The following is a 23,069-nucleotide window of genomic DNA, read 5'->3' on the forward strand; positions in this document are numbered from 1 at the left end:
GTGTGCATCTGGTCCCTTTGGGGGTTGGGTGTGTGTTTTCGGCAATGATGATTCTGTGGACGATTTTGTCAGCAGGTCTGTTTGTCAGGTATTGAGTTTTCTTATGGAGAGTTTGATCCTGGCTCAGGACGAACGCTGGCGGCGTGCTTAACACATGCAAGTCGAGCGGAAAGGCCCTTTTGGGGGTACTCGAGCGGCGAACGGGTGAGTAACACGTGAGTAATCTGCCCTGTGCTCTGGGATAGCCACCGGAAACGGTGATTAATACCGGATATGACTGTTGCCCGCATGGGTGGTGGTGGAAAGTTTTTCGGCGCAGGATGTGCTCGCGGCCTATCAGCTTGTTGGTGAGGTAATGGCTCACCAAGGCTTTGACGGGTAGCCGGCCTGAGAGGGTGACCGGTCACACTGGGACTGAGACACGGCCCAGACTCCTACGGGAGGCAGCAGTGGGGAATATTGGACAATGGGCGGAAGCCTGATCCAGCAACGCCGCGTGAGGGATGACGGCCTTCGGGTTGTAAACCTCTTTCAGTACCGACGAAGCGATCTTTTGTGGGGAGTGACGGTAGGTACAGAAGAAGGACCGGCCAACTACGTGCCAGCAGCCGCGGTAATACGTAGGGTCCGAGCGTTGTCCGGAATTATTGGGCGTAAAGGGCTCGTAGGCGGTTTGTCGCGTCGGGAGTGAAAACAGCCAGCTTAACTGGTTGCTTGCTTTCGATACGGGCAGACTAGAGGTATGCAGGGGAGAATGGAATTCCTGGTGTAGCGGTGAAATGCGCAGATATCAGGAGGAACACCGGTGGCGAAGGCGGTTCTCTGGGCATTACCTGACGCTGAGGAGCGAAAGTGTGGGGAGCGAACAGGATTAGATACCCTGGTAGTCCACACCGTAAACGTTGGGCGCTAGGTGTGGGACCTATTCCATGGGTTCCGTGCCGTAGCTAACGCATTAAGCGCCCCGCCTGGGGAGTACGGCCGCAAGGCTAAAACTCAAAGGAATTGACGGGGGCCCGCACAAGCGGCGGAGCATGCGGATTAATTCGATGCAACGCGAAGAACCTTACCTGGGTTTGACATACACCGGAAGCCTCCAGAGATGGGGGTCTCTTTGATACTGGTGTACAGGTGGTGCATGGCTGTCGTCAGCTCGTGTCGTGAGATGTTGGGTTAAGTCCCGCAACGAGCGCAACCCTCGTTCCATGTTGCCAGCGGGTTATGCCGGGGACTCATGGGAGACTGCCGGGGTCAACTCGGAGGAAGGTGGGGATGACGTCAAGTCATCATGCCCCTTATGTCCAGGGCTTCACGCATGCTACAATGGCCGGTACAAAGGGCTGCGATCCCGTGAGGGGGAGCGAATCCCAAAAAGCCGGTCTCAGTTCGGATTGGGGTCTGCAACTCGACCCCATGAAGTCGGAGTCGCTAGTAATCGCAGATCAGCAACGCTGCGGTGAATACGTTCCCGGGCCTTGTACACACCGCCCGTCACGTCACGAAAGTCGGCAACACCCGAAGCCGGTGGCCTAACCCTTGTGGGGGGAGCCGTCGAAGGTGGGGCTGGCGATTGGGACGAAGTCGTAACAAGGTAGCCGTACCGGAAGGTGCGGCTGGATCACCTCCTTTCTAAGGAGCACACCGTTCTTGACAGCCGAATGTGTTGTTGGTCTATAGGGGTGTTCGGATAGTGGAACACAACAATCGTTGGACGGTATTAGCCGTTCGGTAGGTATGGCACGCTGTTGGGTGTCTGAGGCATCAGACGCCGCCAGGCTGGTAACTCTTCTCCACTGTTTGTCGGTGGGGTGGGGGGCTTGGTTGGGGCTGGTTTGGCTTCTGGTTGTTTGATTTCTTCATAGTGGACGCGAGCATTAATATTAGTGTTTGTTTCGTGATTGTTTTGTGTGTTCTCTTAATGAGGTTTGTTCTGCAGGGAGCCGCTGGCATGATGTGACTGCTCGACTTCGACCGTGTTTGTTCATGGTGGGGGTGGGGTTGTTGTGTGTGTTGGTGGTTTGTTGTGGGCAAGTTGTTAAGGGCACATGGTGGATGCCTTGGCATCGAGAGCCGATGAAGGACGTTGGAGCCTGCGATATGCCCTGGGGAGTTGGCAACCGAGCGTTGATCCGGGGATGTCCGAATGGGGAAACCCAGCTGGAGTCATGTCCAGTTACCCGCATCTGAATGAAATAGGGTGTGTGGAGGGAACACGGGGAAGTGAAACATCTCAGTACCCGTAGGAAGAGAAAACAAAAGTGATTCCGAGAGTAGTGGCGAGCGAAATCGGATGAGGCTAAACCCATGTCGTGTGATAGCCGGCAGGCGTTGCGGTGTGGGGGTTGTGGGAGTGTTGTTTCTGCCTCTGCCGGGGTGGAGCGCAGTGAGAAACCAAAGGCGAGGTCGAAGTCCGTTGGAAAGCGGTGCCGTAGCGGGTGATAGCCCCGTAGACGATAGTGTTTGGCTGTGTTCAGCATTTCCCAAGTAACACGCTACTCCTGAAATGGTGTGTGAATCTGGCGGGACCACCCGTTAAGCCTAAATACTCCTCGATGACCGATAGCGGACCAGTACCGTGAGGGAAAGGTGAAAAGTACCCCTGGCGGGGAGTGAAATAGTACCTGAAACCATGTGCCTACAATCCGTTGGAGCCTTGTGTACTTGTGCCGGGGTGACAGCGTGCCTTTTGAAGAATGAGCCTGCGAGTTAGCGATATGTGGCGAGGTTAACCCGTGTGGGGTAGCCGTAGCGAAAGCGAGTCCGAATAGGGCGTTTGAGTCGCGTGTTCTAGACCCGAAGCGGAGTGATCTATCCATGGGCAGGTTGAAGCGCCGGTAAGACGGCGTGGAGGACCGAACCCACTTCAGTTGAAAATGGAGGGGATGACCTGTGGATAGGGGTGAAAGGCCAATCAAACTCCGTGATAGCTGGTTCTCCCCGAAATGCATTTAGGTGCAGCGTTGCGTGTTTCTTGCCGGAGGTAGAGCACTGGATAGCCGATGGGCCCTACCAGGTTACTGACGTTAGCCAAACTCCGAATGCCGGTAAGTGAGAGCGTGGCAGTGAGACTGTGGGGGATAAGCTTCATAGTCGAGAGGGAAACAGCCCAGACCATCGGCTAAGGCCCCTAAGAGGTGGCTAAGTGGAAAAGGATGTGGAGTCGCAGTGACAACCAGGAGGTTGGCTTGGAAGCAGCCACCCTTGAAAGAGTGCGTAATAGCTCACTGGTCAAGTGATTCCGCGCCGACAATGTAGCGGGGCTCAAGCCATCCGCCGAAGCCATGGCAGTTCCATCTGTTTGAAGACAGGACCCAGGCGTCTCCTTGAGGGGCGTCCAGGGGTGGGGCTGGGTAGGGGAGCGTCGTGTCACGGGTGAAGCGCCACAGTGATGTAGGTGTGGATGTGACACGAGTGAGAATGCAGGCATGAGTAGCGAATCACGGGTGAGAAACCCGTGCGCCGATTGATCAAGGGTTCCAGGGTCAAGCTAATCTGCCCTGGGTAAGTCGGGACCTAAGGCGAGGCCGACAGGCGTAGTCGATGGACAACGGGTTGATATTCCCGTACCGGCGAATTGGCGCCCATGATGAGCCCGGTGATGCTAACCACCCGAAGCACTTGGTACTGATCCCTTCGGGGTGAGGGCTTGGTGTGGAGCGTGGGATCCGATCCGGTAGTAGTCAAGCGATGGGGTGACACAGGAAGGTAGCCCAACCGCCGCGATGGTAGACGGCGGGTAAGCATGTAGGACGGGGCTTAGGCAAATCCGGGTCCCAGCCCTTTGGTGGGTGAGTCTGAGATGTGATGCCGACCCCGTAGGGGGGAAGTGGGTGATCCTATGCTGTCGAGAAAAACCTCTAGCGAGCCATGAGCCGCCCGTACCCGAAACCGACTCAGGTGATCAGGTAGAGAATACCGAGGCGATCGAGACAACCATGGTTAAGGAACTCGGCAAAATGCCCCCGTAACTTAGGGATAAGGGGGGCCCGAGGTGTGTACCCACGTGCTGGGGAAGCGCCGGAGGCCGCAGAGACCAGGGGAAAGCGACTGTTTACTAAAAACACAGGTCCGTGCGAAGTTGTAAGACGATGTATACGGACTGACTCCTGCCCGGTGCTGGAAGGTTAAGAGGACCGGTTAGACGCACTTGTGTGTCGAAGCTGAGAATTTAAGCCCCAGTAAACGGCGGTGGTAACTATAACCATCCTAAGGTAGCGAAATTCCTTGTCGGGTAAGTTCCGACCTGCACGAATGGAGTAACGACTTTCCTACTGTCTCAACCATGGACTCGGCGAAATTGCACTACGAGTAAAGATGCTCGTTACGCGCGGCAGGACGGAAAGACCCCGGGACCTTTACTATAGTTTGGCATTGGTGTTTGGTTCGGCTTGTGTAGGATAGGTGGGAGACTGTGAAGTGGCCACGCCAGTGGTTGTGGAGTCATCGTTGAAATACCACTCTGGTCGTACTAGATGTCTAACCTAGGGCCATGATCTGGTTCAGGGACAGTGCCTGATGGGTAGTTTAACTGGGGCGGTTGCCTCCCAAAATGTAACGGAGGCGCTCAAAGGTTCCCTCAGCCTGGTTGGCAATCAGGTGTTGAGTGTAAGTGCACAAGGGAGCTTGACTGTGAGACAGACATGTCGAGCAGGGACGAAAGTCGGAACTAGTGATCCGGCCACTGCGAGTGGAAGCGTGGTCGCTCAACGGATAAAAGGTACCCCGGGGATAACAGGCTGATCTTCCCCAAGAGTCCATATCGACGGGATGGTTTGGCACCTCGATGTCGGCTCGTCGCATCCTGGGGCTGGAGTAGGTCCCAAGGGTTGGGCTGTTCGCCCATTAAAGCGGCACGCGAGCTGGGTTTAGAACGTCGTGAGACAGTTCGGTCCCTATCCGCCGCGCGCGTAGGAAACTTGAGAAAGGCTGTCCCTAGTACGAGAGGACCGGGATGGACGAACCTCTGGTGTGCCAGTTGTACCGCCAGGTGCATGGCTGGTTGGCTACGTTCGGAAGTGATAACCGCTGAACGCATCTAAGCGGGAAGCACGTTTCAAGATGAGGTTTCCCACCCCTTTTGTGGGTTAAGGCCCCCAGCAGAACACTGGGTTGATAGGCCGGAGGTGTACAGCAGTAATGCCCAGCCGACCGGTACTAATAGGCCGAAGACTTGCCACAACAAACCCCCAACACACTCAACAACACCAAACAAACACATTGTTCTGTTGAACATGTTGGTGCGCGCGTCCACATTGAAGATCCAACCCCGACCACATGATTGTTGTGTGGGAACCCGTTGCTGGGTATATCGGGGTTCATAGAGTTACGGCGGCCATAGCGGCAGGGAAACACCCGGTCCCATCCCGAACCCGGAAGTTAAGCCTGCCAGCGCCGATGGTACTGCAACCGAGAGGATGTGGGAGAGTAGGACGCCGCCGGACAAACATTCAGGTAGGGGCCACCCATCGGGTGGCCCCTACTCTGTTTTTGGGTCGAGCGCGTCTGCGGTGCGATGATGGACCAGCAAGGGGTGCTGTCGCGCACCTCTCGACGCGCCTTCGACGTGTTGTGCACCTAGATTCCTCAATAGCGATCTCGAGTAGTAGTCCCAGGAGACTGACGTGGCAGAGCAGCGTGGCCGTCGTGACGGCGCGGGCGCCCCCCGCAAGGGTGGGCCTCGGCAGGGTGGAGCTCCCCGCAAGGGTGCGAGCTCGCGCAGCGGGGAGGACCGCAAGCCCTACGACCGGAAGCCGAGCGGAGATCGCAGGCCCACCTCGGATCGCAAGACGAGCGGCGACCGTCGTCGCTCGGACGAGCGCAAGCCGGCCGGCCGCAGTGGCCCGCCGACGGGTGAGCGCGGGCCGCGGATGGAGCCCGCCGAGCGCACCGAGAGGCAGGCGGTCTACGACGGTCCGCCGCTTCCGGAGGACGTGTCCGGCTCGGAGCTGAGCGCGTCGGTGCGCGCTCACCTGAAGGGACTGCCGGAGAAGCTGGCCGCCCGGGTCGCGCGGCACCTCGCGGCCGCGGGCCAGATGGTCGACGACGAGCCCGAGACCGCCTACCAGCACACACTGGCGGCCAAGGCGCGGGCGCCGCGGATCGCGGTGGTGCGGGAGGCGGTGGGCGAGGCGGCGTACGCCGCGGGCCACTATGCCGAGGCGCTCGCGGAGCTGCGGGCGGCGAAGCGGATGAACGGCGCGACGGCCTATCTGCCGATCATGGCCGACTGCCACCGCGCGCTCGGCAACCCGACCCGGGCCCTGGAGCTCGCGAAGAGCCCGTCGGTGGCGAAGTTCGTGCCGGCGGCGAAGGCGGAGATGACGCTCGTCGAGGCGGGTGCCCGGCGCGACCTGGGCCAGCTCGACGCGGCGTTGCGCACGCTCGAGGTCTCGCCGCTCAACACCAGGACCCGGGAGTCGTGGGTGGTCCGGCTGCGCTATGCGTACGCCGACACGCTCGAGGAGGCGGGTCGTCTGAACGACGCGCTGACCTGGTTCCACAAGACCAACGCGATCGACTCCGACGAGATCACCGACGCCGCCGAGCGGGCCGAGGCGGTCGAGAAGCGGATCGACGAGGGCCGAGCCTCACATCAGTGATGGGAGGCTGAGCTGCCGCGAGGGACGCCGGCAGCTCAGGGACGACCGGCGATCGTGACGATCGCCTGTCGGTTGCCGGCCGGTTGCGTGTCCCAGCGGATGTCCTCGCGGTAGGCGATCGTGACCCGGTCGACGACGGCGAGCGCGGCCTCGTCGGCCTCGACGCGGACGACGATCGAGTCGCCGCCGACCATCCGCTGGCCCTCGGGGTTGACCAGGTCGGCGCAGAACTGGTCGGGCCGGGTCGTGACGCCGATGGTGCCGCGCCGGCACAGCAACGGGGTCACCTCGAGCCTCACATCGCTGGTGGTGTGGACCCGGACGCCCGAGACGCGCAGGGTGCGGGCGAGGTCGGCGGGCGCGGCGAACATGCCGACGTAGAGGGGCGTGCCGACGACGCCGTTGGCGTTGACGACCTTGTCGGAGACGGGAAGCTCCTCGGGGGTCACGGCGTACCAGACCAGCCAGGTCAGCAGCAGGGCGCAGGCGACCACGAGTCCGGCGATGCGCCAGGGGCGCGACTGGAACGAGGGGCGGGGAACCTGGGAGGTGTCGAGCTCCCGGTCGCGCCCGGGGGCGGGACGCTCGGCGCGACGGCGACCGGGGGCGGGCGCGGTGCGGGGAGTTGTTCCTTCCTCGGTCATGGCCGAAGCGTAGGACACCGGGAGCCGCCCACGTCGTACTGTCACACTCCTGCGCATGACGTTCCCCGCTCCCCGGATCCCCGAGGAGCCGTACGGGTGCTGGACGAGCTGCTCGCGCTGGGCGGCTGATTGCGGCAGGGTGTGTCCAGACACGCGGGCCTTGCACTGGTGTCGCGCCGTCCCATGGGCCACAATGGGAGCACAACATCACAGGTGTCACTCCGCAACGGTGCCCGCACGCGTTCGCGACCTCGACACCTCCGTTGAGACCGCTGGGGAAGGCGTATCTCACGCCGGAGGTAGAGGGAGAGCGAGGGTTCGTGGTGACCGGAAGCATGAGTGCGACCAGGGGCGTGTTCTACGTCCACTCCGCGCCGTCCGCGCTGTGCCCGCACATCGAGTGGGCCGTGGGCGGTGTCCTCGGTGTGCCCGTCAACCCAGACTGGACGCCGCAGCCGGCGCAGTCGGGGACCTACCGGGCGGAGTTCTCCTGGACCGGCAAGGTGGGCTCGGCAGCCGAGATGGCCTCCGCGCTGCGCGGATGGAACCACCTGCGCTTCGAGGTGACCGAGGAGCCGACCTCGTCGACCGAGGGCGCCCGGTTCTCGTACACGCCCGACCTTGGCGTCTTCCATGCGGTGATGGGCCTGCACGGCGACATCATGATCCCCGAGGACCGTCTCAAGGCCTCCGTGGTTCGTGCGGCCCTGGGCGAGGTCACGCTCGAGAACGAGATCGACAAGCTCCTCGGCAAGCCCTGGGACGACGAGCTCGAGACCTTCCGGCACGCCGGCGAGGGAGCGCCCGTCCGCTGGCTGCACCAGGTGGTCTGACGGCGCCGTGGTCTGAGGGCGTCTGCACGCGTCCTCGCCTCGTGGCTCGGACTGCTCGACGAACTCACAGCGCCCCGGCTCGGGATCGAGCCGGGGCGCTTGTCGTGCGGGAGCAATCGGAGGTCAGGGCCGCTGGACGGGAGGGGTTCCAGCGGCCCTGGAACGGGGAGCGCGTCGCGGTCCGGGCCAGGCCCGGCGCGGGCGCACTCGGGTCAGGACGGCGACCCGAAGACGACGGCGACATTGGCGCCGCCGAAGCCGAAGGAGTTGTTGATCGCGGCGATGTCGCCCAGCGGCAGGTCACGCGGCTTGGTGGCGACGTCGAGCTCGACGCGCTCGTCCTGCTCGTCGAGGTTGATGGTCGGCGGCGCCGTGCGGTGGTGGATCGCGAGCACCGTGGCAACCGCCTCGAGCGCGCCGGCGCCACCGAGCAGGTGACCGGTCATCGACTTGGTGGCCGAGACGACGAGGTCGTCGGCAGCCGAGCCGAGCACGGCGTGCAGCATGAGCGACTCGGCCACGTCGCCCTGAGGCGTCGAGGTCGCGTGCGCGTTGACGTGGGCGATGTCGCTGGGGACCACGCCGGCGTCCTGGACGGCGGCCCGGATGGCGCGGGCGCCACCGCGACCGGCCGGGTCGGGCTGGGCGATGTCGTGGGCGTCGGCGGTGATGCCGGTGCCGAGGACCTCGGCGTAGATCCGGGCGCCGCGGGCCTGGGCGTGCTCCAGCGACTCGAGCACCAGGGCACCGGCGCCCTCACCGAGCACGAAGCCGTCGCGGGCCACGTCGAAGGGACGCGAGACCGTGGTCGGGTCGCCGGCGTTCTTCGAGAGGGCCATCATGTTCGCGAATGCGGCGATGGGCAGCGGGTGGATGGCGGCCTCGGTGCCGCCGGCGATCGCGACGTCGACCCGGCCGAGCCGGATCTGGTCGGCGGCCAGTGAGATCGCCTCGTTGCCCGACGCGCAGGCCGAGACGGGCGTGTTCACCGGGCCGCGGGCGCCGAGCTTGAGGCTGATGGTCGCAGCCGGGGCGTTCGCCATCAGCATGGGCACGGCGATCGGGGAGACCCGGCGCGGACCCTTCTCGAGCAGCACCGCGTGGTTGGACAGCAGCGTGTGGACTCCGCCGATGCCGGAGGCGAAGGCGACGCCGAACCGGTCGCCGTCGAGGTCGCCGGACTCCTTGACCGTGTCGAGGCCGGAGTGGGCCCACGCCTCGAGCGCGGCCACGAGGGCCAGCTGCGAGGAGCGGTCCAGCCGACGGGCGACGACGCGGTCGAGGACCTCGGTGGGGTCGACGGCGGCCGGGGCGCCGATCGTCACGGGGAGACCCTCAGCCATGTCGCCGAGGGGGCGGACCCCCGAGCGACCGGCGAGCAGGCCCTCCCAGGTGCTGGCGACGTCGCCGCCGAGCGGGCTGGTGGTGCCCAGGCCGGTCACGACAACACGAGTGCGGGACATGGCTGATGGTCTCCCTTGGTGAGTCAGGTGGGGATCAGGCGGCGCGGTTGCGCTCGATGTAGGCGACGGCGTCGCCGACGGTCTTGAGGTTCTTGACCTCGTCGTCGGGGATGGTGACGCCGAACTTCTCCTCGGCCTCGACGACGACCTCGACCATGGAGAGCGAGTCGACGTCCAGGTCGTCGCTGAACGACTTGTCCAGCTGCACGCTGTCGGCCGGGATGCCGGCGACCTCGTTGACGATCTCGGCGAGGGCTGCGCGGATCTCTTCGGTGCTCATTCTCTTCTTCTCCCGTGGTTGATGGGCGGTGCTGGGTGGTGCAATCCGGGGGCGGGCCGTAGGCCCGTCAGGGGACGACGACGACCTGGGCGGCGTACGCCAGGCCGGCGCCGAAGGCGATGAGCAGGGCGGTGTCGCCCGACGTCGCGTCGCCGTCGTCGATCATCCGCCGCAGGGCCATCGGGACCGACGCGGCGGAGGTGTTGCCGGCGTCGATGATGTCGCGGGCGATCTTGACCGAGTCGGGCAGCTTCAACGAGCGGGCCATCGCGTCGGTGATCCGGTTGTTGGCCTGGTGGGGGATGAAGCAGTCGAGCTCGTCGGCGGTGACGCCGGCGCGGTCGAGAGCCTGCTGGGCGACCTTGGCCATGCCGTAGGAGGCCCAGCGGAAGACCTCGTTGCCCTTCATCGACAGGCACGGCATCGTCGGCTCGCCCGAGGCGAGCACGTCGCGCCAGTCCGGCGTCCGGATGTGGTCGTAGTGCTCGCCGTCGGAGCCCCAGACGACCGGTCCGATGCCGGGGGTCTCCGACGGGCCGACCACGACCGCGCCCGCGCCGTCGGCGAAGATGAACGCCGTCCCGCGGTCGGTGGGGTCGGTGATGTCGGAGAGCCGCTCCACGCCGATGACCAGGGCGTGACGGGCGCTGCCGCCGCGGATCATGTCGTTGGCGAGGGCGACGCCGTGGCAGAAGCCGGCGCAGGCCGCGGAGATGTCGAAGGCGGCCGCCTGGTCGGTGCCGAGCTCGTAGGCGATCGCCGTCGCCGCGGACGGGGTCTGCAGCAGGTGGCTGACGGTCGCGACGATGACGCAGTCGATCTGGCGGGCGTCGATGCCGGCGGCATCGAGGGCCTGCTGCGCGGCCGCGACGCTCATCGCGACCACGGTCTCCTCGTCGGTGGCGAAGCGGCGGGTCTTGATGCCGGAGCGCTGCTGGATCCACTCGTCGCTGGAGTCGATCGCGTCGACGACCTCGGAGTTGGGCACCAGGCGGGAGGGGCGGTAGGCGCCCACGCCCAGGATGGCGGCGTGTGACGAGCCGGTCTCGGTCCGCAGCGTCGTCATGCGGGCACGACCTCGGCCTGGAGGGCGTGCCGCGCGCAGAAGGCGCGCGCCTCGTCGAGCTGCTCGGGCCCGGTGAGGGCGAACGTCTCGACCGCGGGCTCGTGGCCGCGGAAGTAGCGCTTCGCGATCCCGGTGAGGGTGCCGGCCGGCGGCAGCTCCAAGACGCCGGTCACGCCGAGGTCGGCCATCGTCGCCAGGCACAGGTCCCAGCGGACCGGGCGCGCGATCTGGCCGACGATCCGGTCCAGCACGTCGCGGCCGGCCTGGAGGGCGGTGCCGTCGGAGTTGGTGAGGAACGGGGTGTGGGCGTCGGCGACGGAGACCGCGCGGGCCAGGCCGGTGACATGGTCCACGGCGGGAGCCATGTGGGGGGAGTGGAACGCGCCCGCGACCGAGAGCGAGCGCAGGCGGGCGCCCTGGGGGCCGTTCTCGGCGAAGGCGGCGAGCTGCTCCGTCGTACCGGCGGCGACGATCTGGCCGGGGCCGTTGTCGTTGGCGGCGGTCAGGCCCTGCGCGGCGATCGCGGCCAGCACCTCGTCGCGGTCGCCGCCGAGGACGGCGGTCATGCCGGTCGGGGTGACCGCGGCGGCGTCGGCCATCGCGTTGCCGCGCTCGCGGACCAGCACCATGGCCTGCTCGGCGCTCAGCACGCCGGCACCGACGGCCGCGGTGATCTCGCCGACGCTGTGGCCGGTGACGGCGGCCGGCGAGACGCCGAGCTGCCGCGCGGCGACCAGGCCGGCGGCGACCAGCAGCGGCTGGGCGATCTTGGTGTCGCGGATGGTGTCCTCGTCGGCCTGGGTGCCGTAGTGGGCCAGGTCGAGCCCGGCGACGGCGGAGAGCCAGTCGACGTAGGCGGCGGCGACGGCGTCGTCCTCCAGCCAGGGCGAGAGGAATCCTGGCGTCTGCGCGCCTTGTCCGGGGGCCACGATCACGAGCACGCATCCAGCCTGCCGTCCGGGGGTGGAGGACCGCGCCTGCGTCGTCCACGAACTTGGCGGCGCGTCCTTGTGGGAGTCCTACAAGGACGTGGGATCACGCGGACTGCCGGCCCAGCACGAGGGCCAGCTGGAGCGTGAGCGCGTCGCGGGGGACGGACGGCGTGAGCCCGGTCAGATCGGCGATCTGGCCGAGGCGATAGCGCACCGTGTTGGCGTGGACGAACAGCGAGCGGGCGGTGGCCTCGATGCCGGCGCCGTTGGCGAAGTAGGCGACCAGGGTCTCGACCAGCTCGCCGCGGGAGTCGGCGAGAGGACGGTAGAGGTCCTCGATCGCCTCACGGCGGGCGAGGTCGTCGCCGGCCAGGATCCGCTCGGGGAGCAGGTCGTGGGCGGACACCGGTCGAGGGGCGTCCGGCCAGCCGGCGGCGGCGCGCAGCGCGTCGAGGGCGACCCGGGCCGAGACGTGGGCGTGGGCGAGGTCGGTGGCGATGGGACCGACGACGACGGCGCCCTCGCCGAACAGGTGGACGACGGTGCATGCGTCCTTCTCAAGGTGCCCGACGCCGCCGAGGATCACCACCAGCAGGTGGCCCTGAACGGCGCTGAGAGCATCGAGACCACCTTCGCGCGCGGCCCGTCGTATGTCGTCGAAGACGCCGGTCTGGGGCGCGGAGGCCTCGGGCGGGGCGGTGCCGACGACGACGGCGACCTCGCCGCGGGAGGACCAGCCGACGGCGCTGGCGCGGGAGAGCACCGCCTCGTCGGTCTCGGCGCGCAGCACGGCGTCGACGGCGAGCGCCTCGAGCCGGGCGTCCCAGCGGCCGCGGACCTCGGCGGCACGGGCGTAGACCTCCGCGGTGGCGAACGCGACCTCGCGGCCGTAGCGCAGCACGGCGGCATGGACGTCGGGGAGCACCTCGGGGTCCAGCAGCCGCTCGATGTTGGCCTCGACCTCGTCGATGGTGAGCTTGATCAGGTCGACGGTCTGGTGCAGGTCGACGGTGCCGGCCATGGTCCGCGGGGCGGCGCCGAAGACCTGGCCGACCAGCGCGTGGTCCTGCGGGTCGGAGCTGCCGCCGTCGGCGAACCAGTCGACGAAGCCCTGCACGCCGGCCTGGACGATCATCCCGACGTAGGACCGCTCCTCCGCGCTCAGGTCGCGGAACCAGGTCAGCTCGACGTCCATCCGCGACGTCGCCGCGGTGCTCAGCGAGCCGGTCGCGGCACGCAGCTGCCGGGTGGCCTCGGCCCGCTGTGCCGAACCGGTGGGGGACATGACGCAAGCCTAGTGTCCCGTCCGGGACCCGAGGGGAGCGGTGGCGCCCACCTCGCGCAGGCGGGGTGTCGGGGCCGCGGGCCGGCGTGGTTGAATCATGCACCACTGCTAGCAGGAGCGAGCATTCGCCAGACGAGTGACTCCACGGGAGCGCGCGAGCCCGTGGAGCTGGTCATCTGGCCGAGCGCGGAGGGGGCGGCGATGTCGGTGGGGTACGAGGTCCAGTACGTCACGCTGCACGGCAAGCGCCGTGCGTACGTCAAGCGGGGCTCCGGGCCCGCGCTGCTGCTGCTGCACGGCCTGGCCTGCGACCACACCACCTGGGCGCACCTCATCGACGACCTCGCCGAGCGCTACACCGTGATCGCGCCCGACCTGCTCGGACACGGGCGCTCCGACAAGCCGCGCGCCGACTACACGCTCGGCGGCTACGCCAACGGGATGCGCGACCTGCTCACCGTCCTCGGCGTCGACAAGGTCACCGTCGTCGGCCACAGCTTCGGCGGCGGCGTCGCGATGCAGTTCGCCTACCAGTTCCCCGAGCGCACCCAGCGGGTGATGCTGGTCTCGACCGGTGGTCTCGGCCCCGAGGTGACGCCGATGATCCGGCTGATCCAGGTGCCCGGCTGGTTCCGCGCCGTCGGGCTGCTCACCCTGCCCGGCATCCGGCACGTCGAGACCCTCGCCCTGCGCACCGCGTCCGGCCGCCTCACCTTCGGCCCGCTGCGCAAGTACACCCGCGACCTCGACGAGGTCGCCGACATCGTCGAGTCGTGGAAGGACCGGCGCACCCGGTTCGCGATCCGCCACCTGGTCCGGGCGGTCATCGACTGGCGCGGCCAGATCGTCACCATGGCCGACCGGGCCTACCTCAGCGAGGCCATGCCGATGGCCGTGCTGTGGGGCGTCGAGGACCAGGTGATCCCCGCCGCGCACGCCGAGAACGCGCGGGCGCTGGCGCCCGACGTGCGGGTGGACGTGCTGGCCGACGCCGGCCACTTCCCCCACAAGGACCATCCCGAGGAGTTCGTCCGACTGCTCGACGACTTCATCGCCACGACCGAGCCGGCGTCGTACAACCGGGCGCGGTTCCGGCGCATGCTCAAGGCCGGCGCGAGCGCGCCGCTCGGACCGCTGGCCGCGGTCGCGGCGGCGCAGGCACGCGACGAGGCGGTCACCCCTGCCTGAGCCTGATCCTGCGCTCCCGTGCTGACCACCCTGACGAGCGTCTTGTGCCTGCTGGCCGTGGTGCGGGCCCTCGACGGCGTCCACTTCTTCGGCGCGGTGGCCGAGACGGTCATCGCGCTGCTGCGCACCCGCCGCTCGCTGGTGCTGGGTCTGGTCGGCGTCACCCTGGTGGCCTCGATGCTGATCACCAACGACATGGCGCTGCTCACGCTGCTGCCGCTCACCGTCGTGACCCTGCGGGCCACCGGCAACGACGACCTGCTGACCTTCGTCTTCGTGATGGAGACGGTCGCGGCCAACCTGGGCGGGATGATCACGCCGTTCGGCAGCCCGCAGAACCTGTACCTGTACCAGTTCTACGGTCTCGGGCCGGGTGACTTCTGGCGGATCATGGTGCTGCCGTTCGTCGCGTCGGTGGTGCTCATCGTGCTCACCTGCCTCTGGGTACGACGCACGCCGCACGAGCCGGTCGTCCTCCCTCACCGCGTGGTGCTCGGGCGGACCCTGCTCTACCTCGCGCTCTTCGCGCTGACCGTGGCGATCGTGGTCCGGGCGGTGCCGGCGTGGGCGGGGCTGGCCGTCGTCCTGGTGCTGCTCGTCGCGGACCGGTCGGCCCTGCTGAAGGTGGACTGGCTGCTGCTCGCCGTGCTGGCGGGCTTCTTCGCGGTCGCGGACGGCCTGGCCCGGGTGCCGAGCGTGGCCGCCGCCCTGGGCGACGTGCTCGCGTGGGATCCGCTGCTGGTCAGCGCGCTGGCCAGCCAGGTGCTGTCGAACGTGCCGACGGCGGTGCTCGCGGCGCCGTTCACCTCCGAGCACGCCCAGCTGCTGGTCGGGGTCAACGTCGGCGGCGTCGGGACCGTCGTGGCGTCGCTGGCGAGCCTGATCACGCTGCGCCAGCACGCCGCGGAGCGGCCGGGGGAGACCTGGTCGTTCCTGAGGGTCTTCACGGTCGTCAACGGCGTGTTCCTGGTGGTGCTGCTGGCGATCACCCGATCAGCGGTCGCGGCCGGCTGGCTGTGAGGCTGTCCAGCGCCTGCTCCAGGCTGCGCCAGCCCTCCTCGTCGGGCACGGAGACCCGCACCGCGCCCGGGACGCCGAGCGAGGACCCGGGACGGACGGCGATGCCGGCAGCCGCGAGCCGCCGGACCAGCTCGACCTCGTCGGGCACCCGGACCAGCACGAAGTTCGCGTGGGACGGGACGACGTCGTACCCGCGGCGGGTGAGGAGGTCGGCGACCCGGGCGCGCATGTCGAGCGTGTGCGTGCGGACGGCGTCGTGGTGGGTGGGGTCGCGCAGCGCCGCGAGCGCGGCGGCCTGGGCGAGCCGGTTGACCGAGAACGGGGCCCGGATGCCGCTGAGCACCGCGACGACGTCGGGCGGCGCGATGAGGTAGCCGACGCGCAGCCCCGCCAGGCCGTGGGCCTTCGAGAAGGTCCGCAGCACGGCGAGCCCGCCGCCCGCCACGAGCGGGATGGCCGTGGTGGCGCCCGGGGAGGCCGCGAAGTCGACGTACGCCTCGTCGACGACGACCAGGCCCGCGGGCGAGTGCTCCCGGAACCGGCGGATCTCGGCGCGGGAGACCAGGGTGCCGGTGGGATTGTGCGGGTTGACGACATAGGCGATGTCGGCCGGGACGCGCGCCATCGCCGCCAGGTCGTGCCGGTCGCCGACGAGCGGGACCGAGACGACCGACCCGCCGACGACCCGGGTGCTGATCTCGTCGACCCGGTAGGCGGGCGCGGCGCACACGGCAGTGCCACCTCCGGCCAGGTAGGCGAGGGCGAGCAGGAAGATCAGCTCGTCGGAGCCGTTGCCGACCAGCACCTGGTCCTCGGGTACGCCGTGGCGCCGGGACAGCTCCGCACGCAGGTCGCCGGCCAGCGCGTCCGGGTAGCGGTGCGCGTGCCGGATCTCGTCCAGCACCGCGTCGACCACGCGCGGGCTGGCGCCGAGCGCGCACTCGTTGGCCGAGAGCGAGCCGGCGGCCGAGGGAGCCTTCGCGCCGGGGACGTACGGCGCGACCTCGGCCAGCCAGGGCCGGGCGCTGAGCGCGGTCATCCGGTGGCTCCGAGCCGGGCGCGGCGGGCGGTCCGGTACAGACGTCCGGCCCGGTACGACGAACGCACGAGCGGTCCGGACAGGACGCCCGCGAAGCCGATCTCCTCGGCCTCGGTGGCGAGCTCGACGAACTCCTGAGGCTTGACCCACCGTTCGACGGGGTGGTGCCGGGCCGAGGGTCGGAGGTACTGGGTGATGGTGACCAGCTCGCAGCCGGCGTCGTACAGGTCCCGCAGTGCGACGGAGACCTCCTCGCGGGTCTCGCCCATGCCGAGGATGAGGTTGGACTTGGTGACCAGTCCGAAGGCCCGGGCGGCGGTGAGGACGTCGAGGGAGCGTTCGTAGCGGAACGCGGGGCGGATCCGTTTGAAGATCCGCGGCACGGTCTCGAGGTTGTGGGCCAGGACCTCGGGGCGGGACTCGAAGACCTGGGCCAGCAGGTCGGGTACGCCGTTGAAGTCGGGCACCAGGTTCTCGACGCCGGTGTCGGGGTTGAGGTCGTGGATCGCGCGGACGGTCTCGGCGTAGAGCCAGGCGCCGCCGTCGGGGAGGTCGTCGCGGGCGACGCCGGTGATGGTGGCGTACTTGAGGCCCATGGTCTGGACCGACTCGGCGACGCGTCGGGGCTCGTCGCGGTCGAGGGGTTGGGGCTTGCCGGTGTCGATCTGGCAGAAGTCGCAGCGTCGGGTGCATTGGTCGCCGCCGATGAGGAAGGTGGCCTCCTTGTCTTCCCAGCATTCGAAGATGTTGGGACAGCCGGCCTCTTGGCAGACCGTGTGGAGTCCTTCGGACTTCACCAGCTTCTGCAGGGCGGTGTATTCGGGTCCCATCTTCGCGCGGGTCTTGATCCACGACGGCTTGCGCTCGATCGGGGTCTGCGCGTTGCGGACCTCCAGACGCAGCAGCCGCCGTCCCTCGGGCGGAGCGGACATCAGATCTCCCGCTCGAGAAGGGCGCGCAGCTCGCGGGCGTAGCGGCCGGCCTCGGCGCCGTCGATCACCCGATGGTCGAAGGTGACGGTCAGGTTGAGCATCCGGCGCACCGCGACCCCGCCGGCGAGCGCGACCACCCGGTCGGTGGCGCGATGCACCCCGATGATCGCGGTCTGCGGCGGGTTGATCAGCGGCGTCGCGAGGATGCCGCCGCTCTTGCCCGGGCTGGTCACCGTGACCGTCGCCCCGCTGATGTCGCGTACGGCGATCCGCCCGGCCCGGGCCCGCTCCGCGAGGTCGGCGACCTGGGCGGTCAGCTCCTCGGGGGAGTGGGCGAGCGGGTCCCGGAGCACCGGTACGACGAGCCCGCGGGGGGTGTCGACGGCGAACCCGACCGCCACCTCGTCGTAGGTGAGGATCTCGTCGTCGACGACATGGGCGTTGAACAGCGGGTGCGTGGCGGCCAGCTCGGCGACGGCACGGCACGCGTGGGCGAGCAGCAGCCGCATGTCGACCCGGGTGACGTCGCACTCCTCGACGACATGCACCCCGGGGATCTGGGCGTGGGACTGGGCCATCCGCTCGGCGATCGCCTTGCGGATGCCGGTCAGCGGCGTGCGGGTCACCGCGACCGTGGTCATGCCGGACTGCCCTCGGCGAGCAGGCTGGCGTCGGACAGGCTGCCGCCGGACAGCGCGGCGAAGCGCTGCTGGAGGTCGCGCGGCGTGATCCCGGTGAGGTCGTCGCCGCACACGTCGATGACGACGGTGCCCTGGTGCATCATCAGCAGCCGGTCGGCGTGGTCCAGCGCGTGCTTCATGTCGTGGGTGACCATGAGGGTGGTGATCCCACGTTCGCGGACCAGCCGCTCGGTCGCGGCATTGACCCGGGCCGCGCTGTTGGGGTCGAGCGCGGCGACGTGCTCGTCGAGCAGCATCACCGCGGGGGCGCCGAGACAGGCCATGGCGACCGCGATCGCCTGTCGCTGCCCGCCCGAGAGCGAACCGGAGACCGCGCCCAGGCGGTCCTCCAGGCCCATGCCGAGAGGCGCGAGGAGCTCCTGCGCGGCGGCCCGGACCTTGCCGGGCGACGTACGACGCAGTGGGAACCGGCCGCGTCGTCCGGCCAGGGCGAGCGCGAAGTTCTCCTCGATCGTCAGGTTGGAGACCATGTTGTCCTGCGGGTTCTGGCGGACCCGCGAGACCAGGCCGATCCGGCGCCACGACGGCAGCGTGGTGACGTCCCGTCCACGCACCAGCACGTGGCCCTCGTCGGCGAGCAGGTTGCCGGCGATCATGGCGAGCGTCGTGGACTTGCCGGCGCCGTTGGACCCGATGATGGACACGAAGGTGCCGGCCTCGACCTCGAGGCTCAGGTCGTCGACCGCCGTGACGAGCTCACGGCCGGGCGCGAGGAAGCGCTTCGAGCAGCCGACCAGCTGGAGGTCGGGGGTGGGGTCAGATGAAGCTCGCAACGCGATCCTCCTCGTAGTACCGGGTTCGGGCGATCCGGCTCTGGCGGCGGCCGGAGGCGGTGAGGGTGCTCAGCCAGCTGCGGCCCTGGCTGCGCACGGCGATCACCACGACGACGACGGCCGCGGTGAGCAGCTGGAGCAGGTTGGGGTTGAGACCGATCTGCAGCGACGTCGCCACCGCGAACCGGTAGACCACGACGCCGGCGACGAGCGCGAGCAGGATCGGGAGCACGCGGCTGGAGCGGGTGAAGCTCAGGCCGAGCATCATGCCGGCCAGGCCGATGACGATGACGCCGTTTTGGATGGTGACGTCCATGAAGCCCTGGTTGTGGACCACCAGGCCGCCGGAGAGCGCCGCCAGGGCGTTGGCGACCGCGAGGCCGACGGCCTGGCGCAGCTCGGTGCGGACGCCGAGCCCACGGGCGGTCTGGATGTTCTGGCCGGTGGCGACCAGGGACAGCCCGTAGTCGGTGCGCAGGAACCAGAGCAGTACGCCGAGGAGCAGCACGGCGACGCCGGCCCCGGTGAGGATGGTGCCCTCGCGGTAGCTCAGCCCGGCGTCGTCGGCCCAGGAGAATGCGGTGGTGGTGCCGAACAGGGACAGGTTGCCCGAGCTCATGATCACCAGACACATGGAGTACGCCGCGGTGGCGACCAGGATGCTCGCGAGCAGCACGTTGAGCCGCAGCTTCATGTGCAACAGGGCGGTGACCAGTCCGGTCGCGGCACCGGCCAGCATGGCGACGCCGAGCGAGACCACCGGGTGATGGCCGTCGATCGAGAGCACGGCCGCGGTCGACCCGCCGACGCCGAAGGAGCCCTGCAGGGTCAGGTCGGGGAGGCTCATCACCCCCATCGCGAGGTAGATGCCGAGCACCAGCGGGACGTAGAGCAGTCCCACCTGGACGGCGATCTCGACGAGATTCCAGATCATGGCTTCCTCCTGCTCACTGCGTGGTGAGAGCGGCGTCGCTGATCGCCGCGGGGATGTCGATGCCCAGCGCGGTGAGCTTGGTCCGGTTGAGGTCGAAGCCGCCGGTCTCGGGGACGACGACCGCGGTGGTCGCGGGGTCGGCGCCGTCGAGGATGGCCAGGACCTGCTTCGCGACCTCCTGGCCGACGACCTCGTAGTCGTAGGACGACGAGAGCACGGCGCCCGCGGCCACGGCCTCGCTGGTGCCGCCGTAGACCGGCAGCTTCGCGTCGTCGGCCACCTTCATCAGGCCCTCGACGGCGCTGATGGTGGTGGTGTCGCCGGGGATCTCGATCGCGTCGACCTTGCCGACCAGACTCTGCGTGGCCTGGGTGATGTCGGAGCCGTTGCTGATCGTGGCCTCGACGTACTCGATGCCGAGGTCGTCGAGGTGGGCGCGGGCCTTGTCGGCCTGGGCGTCGCCGGCGGGGTCGCCGAGCTTCCAGATCAGGCCGACCTTGTCGAGGTCGGGGAGCAGCTGCTTCATGGCGTCGATGTCGGGGACCGGGTCGATCACGTCGGCGACGCCGGTGACGTTGCCGCCGGGCTCGTCCATCGAGGCGACCAGCTTGGCCTCGACCGGCGTCGAGGAGGCGGCGAAGACGATCGGGATGTCCTTGGTGGCGGTGGCCATCAGCTGGGAGGCCGACGTGCCGACGGGGACGATGACGTCGCAGCCCCCGGAGATGAACTTCTGCGCCAGGGTCTGCTCGGTCGCGGCGTCGGCGTTGGGATTCTGCACGTCGAGCTTCAGCCCGTCGTCGATGGCCTCCGCGAGCCCGGCCCTGATGCCGGTGAGCAGATCGTCGATGACGGTGGCCGTCGCGTACTGGTCGACGCAGACCTTCGCGTCGGCGGCGTCCGTGGCACCCCTACCGCCGTCCTCGCCGCAGGCGGCGAGCGTCGTGCAGGCGAGGGCGGAGGCGGCCAGGGCGAGGTAGGTGCGCTTCACAGGGACTCCTTGGTGGTGGGTGGAACCCGAGAGCCGGCCGGCGCTGGCCGGCGGCGTGGTCATCCGATCTCCGCGGCCACGGCGGCCACGGCCTCGGCGAGCACGGCGACGGTGCGGTCGACGTCGGCGCGCTCGAAGATGTAGGGCGGGCAGACGCCGAAGCGGTCGCCGCGGTAGCCGTCGGCGTTGCCGCTGAAGGACGGGTTGATCAGCACCCCGCGCTCCTGGCAGGCGCGGGCGATCCGCTTGCTGACGCCGAGCTCGTAGGGGAACGGCTCCTTGGTCGCCCGGTCCGCGACGACCTCGATCCCGGCGAGCATCCCGAGTCCGCTGATCTCGCCGACCATCGGATGGTCGCCGATCGCGGCCCGGAGCTCGGAGAGCAGGTAGCCGCCGACCTCCCCGGCGCGCGCGACCAGGTCGTGCTTGCGGATGTGGCGCAGCACGGCCAGGCCGACCGCGCACGAGAGCGGGTTGCCGCCGTAGGTGAAGCCGTGCTCGAACATGCCGCTGCCCCGGGCGACGGCGTCGTGGATCTCGTTGCGCGCGATCACCGCGCCGAGCGGCGAGTAGCCGCTGCTGATGCCCTTGCCGCAGGTGATCAGGTCGGGCACCACGCCGAAGTGCTCGATCGCGAAGTTGCGACCGGTCCGGCCCATCCCGCTGAGCACCTCGTCGACGATCAGCAGCACGTCGTACCTGTCGCAGATCTCGCGGACCCGCTCGAAGTAGCCGTCGGGCGGCACCATGCCCATCGCCGCCGCGCCGACGATCGGCTCGGCGATGAAGGCGGCGACGTGCTCGGGGCCCTCGTTGAGGATCACCCGCTCGACGTCGTCGGCGCACGACAGCGTGCATGCGCTGCTCTGGGCGCACAGGGTGCAGCGGTAGCGGTACGGCGGCGCGGCGTGTGCGAACGGCAGCAGCATGGGGGCGTAGCCCACGCGCCGCATGACGTGTCCGGTCGCGGAGAGCGCGCCGAGGGTGTTGCCGTGGTAGCTGCGCCAGCGCCCCACGACCTTGTGCTTCGACGGCTTGCCGGTCTCGACGAAGTAGTGCCGGGCGAGCTTGATCGCGGTCTCGTTGGCCTCGGAGCCGCCCGAGGTGAACCGGACGTAGTCCATGCCCTCGGGGGCGAAGTCGGCGAGCTCGCGGGCCAGCTGCTCCTGGGGCTCGCTGGTGAACTGGCCGCAGAAGCTGACCTTGGCGGCCTGCTCGGCCATGGCGTCGAGGACCTCCTGGACGCCGTAGCCGATGCTGATGACGATGTTGCCGCCGGACGAGGCGTCGAGGTAGCGGTTGCCGTCGACGTCCCACACGTGGACGCCGGAGGCGCGCTCGACCGCCGGGGCGGGATGGACCAGGTCGCGGTGGAAGACCTGACTGGCCGGGGACGTGGTCATGCGGTCACGGTTCCTCTCGGGGACGAGTGCAGCGCGCGGGCGGCGTGGACGATGTCGGCGACGGACGGGACGAAGGCCGTCTCGAGCGAGGCGGCGAAGGGCACCGGGGTCGCCGGGGGCTGCAGCAGCCGGACCGGGAACCGGGTGCGCCCCTCGGAGGTGTCGAGGAGGCCGGCGCACAGTGCCGCGGCGGGACCCGAGCCGGGCCAGGACTCCTCGACGACCAGGAGCGCGCCGGTGCGCTCGGCGCTGGCGCGGACCAGGTCGACGTCGAGTGGCGCGACCGAGCGCAGGTCGACGACCTCCGCCTCGACGCCGTCCCCGGCCAGCTCGGCCGCGGCGCGCAGGGCGCGCTGGACCATCAGCCCCGAGCCGACGACGGTGAGGTCGGCGCCGTCGCGGCGCACGGCCCCGACGCCGAGGGGTACGGCGAGGGCCCGGTCGACCTCCGCGCGGGCACCGTGCAGCAGGCTCATGTGCTCGAGGACGACGACCGGGTTGTCGTCGCGGATCGCCGAGCGCATCAGCGAGTAGGCGTCCTGCGGGGTGGTGGGCATCGCGACCTTGAGCCCCGGGAAGGACATCAGCATCCCGACGCAGCTCTCGGCGTGGCCCCGGTGCGGCCCGACGCCGCACTTCGCGCGGACGACGAGGGGCACGGTGACCTCGCCGCGGGTGCGGAAGGCGACCGAGGCTCCCTCCAGGGCCAACGGGGTCATCGTGAGCGCCAGGAACTCGGCGAACATCAGGTCCACGATGGGGCGACTGCCGGCCATGGCGGCGCCGACGGCGGTGCCGACCATGGCCGCCTCGGAGATCGGGGCGTCGATGACCCGGCCGTCGGCGCCGAAGGCGTCCCACAGTCCCTTCGCCGACTGCATCGGGCCGCCGAAGACGCCGATGTCCTGGCCGATCAGGTAGACCGAGGGGTCCGCGGTCATCTCGTCGGCGACCGCCGCGACGATCGCCTCGCTCATGGTCATCCG

The 23,069-nt window shown here is 68.4% G+C and carries 18 protein-coding genes and 3 rRNA genes; 7 read left to right on the forward strand and 14 right to left on the reverse strand.

The genetic code is table 11. From position 1 onward, the window contains the following. The first annotated feature begins 100 nt into the window (after nt 1-100). The 4 genes from ACUP6Y_RS08870 to ACUP6Y_RS08885 all read left to right on the forward strand — a co-directional run bounded on the left by ACUP6Y_RS08870 (nt 101) and on the right by ACUP6Y_RS08885 (nt 6,599). A 16S ribosomal RNA gene (locus tag ACUP6Y_RS08870) occupies nt 101-1,629 on the forward strand. Nucleotides 1,630-2,025: 396 nt separating this feature from the next. After that, nucleotides 2,026-5,178 (forward strand): 23S ribosomal RNA (locus ACUP6Y_RS08875). Nucleotides 5,179-5,324: 146 nt separating this feature from the next. Next, nucleotides 5,325-5,441 (forward strand): 5S ribosomal RNA (rrf, locus tag ACUP6Y_RS08880). Together the 16S, 23S and 5S rRNA genes form the textbook arrangement of a ribosomal RNA operon. A gap of 180 nt (nt 5,442-5,621) precedes the next feature. Next, nucleotides 5,622-6,599: a tetratricopeptide repeat protein gene (locus ACUP6Y_RS08885; protein WP_462555467.1), complete on the forward strand. Its 978-nt coding sequence runs from the start codon at nt 5,622-5,624 to the stop codon at nt 6,597-6,599. 35 nt (nt 6,600-6,634) lie between these two features. On the opposite strand, the gene ACUP6Y_RS08890 is transcribed toward ACUP6Y_RS08885, so the two are convergent. Further along, nucleotides 6,635-7,243 carry a hypothetical protein gene (locus tag ACUP6Y_RS08890; RefSeq protein ID WP_462555468.1) on the reverse strand — a complete coding sequence of 203 codons (609 nt, stop codon included), beginning with the start codon at nt 7,241-7,243 and terminating at the stop codon, nt 6,635-6,637. A 335-nt stretch (nt 7,244-7,578) separates the two neighbouring features. On the opposite strand from ACUP6Y_RS08890, the gene ACUP6Y_RS08895 reads away from it, so the two are divergent. Next, complete coding sequence (locus ACUP6Y_RS08895) at nt 7,579-8,076, forward strand: DUF3145 domain-containing protein (protein WP_204839344.1); 498 nt, start codon at nt 7,579-7,581, stop codon at nt 8,074-8,076. A gap of 212 nt (nt 8,077-8,288) precedes the next feature. Here the strand turns inward: ACUP6Y_RS08895 and ACUP6Y_RS08900 are convergent, their stop codons facing one another. From ACUP6Y_RS08900 to ACUP6Y_RS08920, 5 genes are all read right to left on the reverse strand, one after another. Then, complete coding sequence (locus ACUP6Y_RS08900) at nt 8,289-9,539, reverse strand: beta-ketoacyl-[acyl-carrier-protein] synthase family protein (protein ID WP_462555469.1); 1,251 nt, start codon at nt 9,537-9,539, stop codon at nt 8,289-8,291. A gap of 34 nt (nt 9,540-9,573) precedes the next feature. Next, nucleotides 9,574-9,819: an acyl carrier protein gene (locus ACUP6Y_RS08905; protein ID WP_141799363.1), complete on the reverse strand. Its 246-nt coding sequence runs from the start codon at nt 9,817-9,819 to the stop codon at nt 9,574-9,576. A gap of 67 nt (nt 9,820-9,886) precedes the next feature. Next, nucleotides 9,887-10,885 (reverse strand): beta-ketoacyl-ACP synthase III, encoded by a 999-nt coding sequence (locus ACUP6Y_RS08910; RefSeq protein ID WP_462555470.1) that lies wholly within the window; start codon nt 10,883-10,885, stop codon nt 9,887-9,889. Continuing rightward, nucleotides 10,882-11,826, reverse strand: coding sequence for an ACP S-malonyltransferase (locus tag ACUP6Y_RS08915; RefSeq protein ID WP_462555471.1), 945 nt, complete (start codon nt 11,824-11,826; stop codon nt 10,882-10,884). The genes ACUP6Y_RS08910 and ACUP6Y_RS08915 overlap by 4 nt, the downstream gene beginning before the upstream one ends. Nucleotides 11,827-11,920: 94 nt before the next feature. Continuing rightward, on the reverse strand, nt 11,921-13,102 hold the full coding sequence (locus tag ACUP6Y_RS08920; protein ID WP_462555472.1) for a PucR family transcriptional regulator: 1,182 nt from the start codon (nt 13,100-13,102) through the stop codon (nt 11,921-11,923). A gap of 162 nt (nt 13,103-13,264) precedes the next feature. Here ACUP6Y_RS08920 and ACUP6Y_RS08925 point away from each other — a divergent pair, with 162 nt between their 5' ends. Together ACUP6Y_RS08925 and ACUP6Y_RS08930 are read left to right on the forward strand one after the other, a co-directional pair. Next, nucleotides 13,265-14,290 carry an alpha/beta fold hydrolase gene (locus ACUP6Y_RS08925; RefSeq protein ID WP_462555473.1) on the forward strand — a complete coding sequence of 342 codons (1,026 nt, stop codon included), beginning with the start codon at nt 13,265-13,267 and terminating at the stop codon, nt 14,288-14,290. Between the two features lie 18 nt (nt 14,291-14,308). Continuing rightward, on the forward strand, nt 14,309-15,310 hold the full coding sequence (locus ACUP6Y_RS08930) for an SLC13 family permease (protein WP_462555474.1): 1,002 nt from the start codon (nt 14,309-14,311) through the stop codon (nt 15,308-15,310). Here the strand turns inward: ACUP6Y_RS08930 and ACUP6Y_RS08935 are convergent. Genes ACUP6Y_RS08935 through ACUP6Y_RS08970 form a run of 8 tightly spaced genes read right to left on the reverse strand, consistent with a single transcriptional unit; the run spans nt 15,276 to nt 23,066 of the window. Next, nucleotides 15,276-16,349, reverse strand: coding sequence for a pyridoxal phosphate-dependent aminotransferase (locus ACUP6Y_RS08935; RefSeq protein WP_462555475.1), 1,074 nt, complete (start codon nt 16,347-16,349; stop codon nt 15,276-15,278). The genes ACUP6Y_RS08930 and ACUP6Y_RS08935 overlap by 35 nt on opposite strands. Beyond that, complete coding sequence (lipA, locus tag ACUP6Y_RS08940; RefSeq protein WP_462555476.1) at nt 16,346-17,281, reverse strand: lipoyl synthase; 936 nt, start codon at nt 17,279-17,281, stop codon at nt 16,346-16,348. The genes ACUP6Y_RS08935 and lipA overlap by 4 nt, the downstream gene beginning before the upstream one ends. Then, the gene (locus ACUP6Y_RS08945; RefSeq protein ID WP_462555477.1) at nt 17,281-17,922 is read right to left on the reverse strand and encodes a 2-oxo acid dehydrogenase subunit E2; all 642 of its coding nucleotides are present in this window, start codon (nt 17,920-17,922) and stop codon (nt 17,281-17,283) included. The genes lipA and ACUP6Y_RS08945 overlap by 1 nt, the downstream gene beginning before the upstream one ends. Beyond that, nucleotides 17,919-18,755 (reverse strand): ABC transporter ATP-binding protein, encoded by an 837-nt coding sequence (locus ACUP6Y_RS08950; RefSeq protein WP_462555478.1) that lies wholly within the window; start codon nt 18,753-18,755, stop codon nt 17,919-17,921. The genes ACUP6Y_RS08945 and ACUP6Y_RS08950 overlap by 4 nt, the downstream gene beginning before the upstream one ends. After that, nucleotides 18,739-19,689 (reverse strand): ABC transporter permease, encoded by a 951-nt coding sequence (locus ACUP6Y_RS08955; protein WP_462555479.1) that lies wholly within the window; start codon nt 19,687-19,689, stop codon nt 18,739-18,741. The genes ACUP6Y_RS08950 and ACUP6Y_RS08955 overlap by 17 nt, the downstream gene beginning before the upstream one ends. 13 nt (nt 19,690-19,702) lie before the next feature. Beyond that, nucleotides 19,703-20,680 carry an ABC transporter substrate-binding protein gene (locus ACUP6Y_RS08960; protein ID WP_462555481.1) on the reverse strand — a complete coding sequence of 326 codons (978 nt, stop codon included), beginning with the start codon at nt 20,678-20,680 and terminating at the stop codon, nt 19,703-19,705. 59 nt (nt 20,681-20,739) lie between these two features. Continuing rightward, nucleotides 20,740-22,083 carry an aminotransferase family protein gene (locus ACUP6Y_RS08965; protein WP_462555482.1) on the reverse strand — a complete coding sequence of 448 codons (1,344 nt, stop codon included), beginning with the start codon at nt 22,081-22,083 and terminating at the stop codon, nt 20,740-20,742. Next, nucleotides 22,080-23,066, reverse strand: coding sequence for an alpha-ketoacid dehydrogenase subunit beta (locus ACUP6Y_RS08970; protein WP_462556673.1), 987 nt, complete (start codon nt 23,064-23,066; stop codon nt 22,080-22,082). The genes ACUP6Y_RS08965 and ACUP6Y_RS08970 overlap by 4 nt, the downstream gene beginning before the upstream one ends. Between the last annotated feature and the right edge of the window lie 3 nt (nt 23,067-23,069).

This window comes from Nocardioides sp. S5-5, from assembly GCF_054954065.1.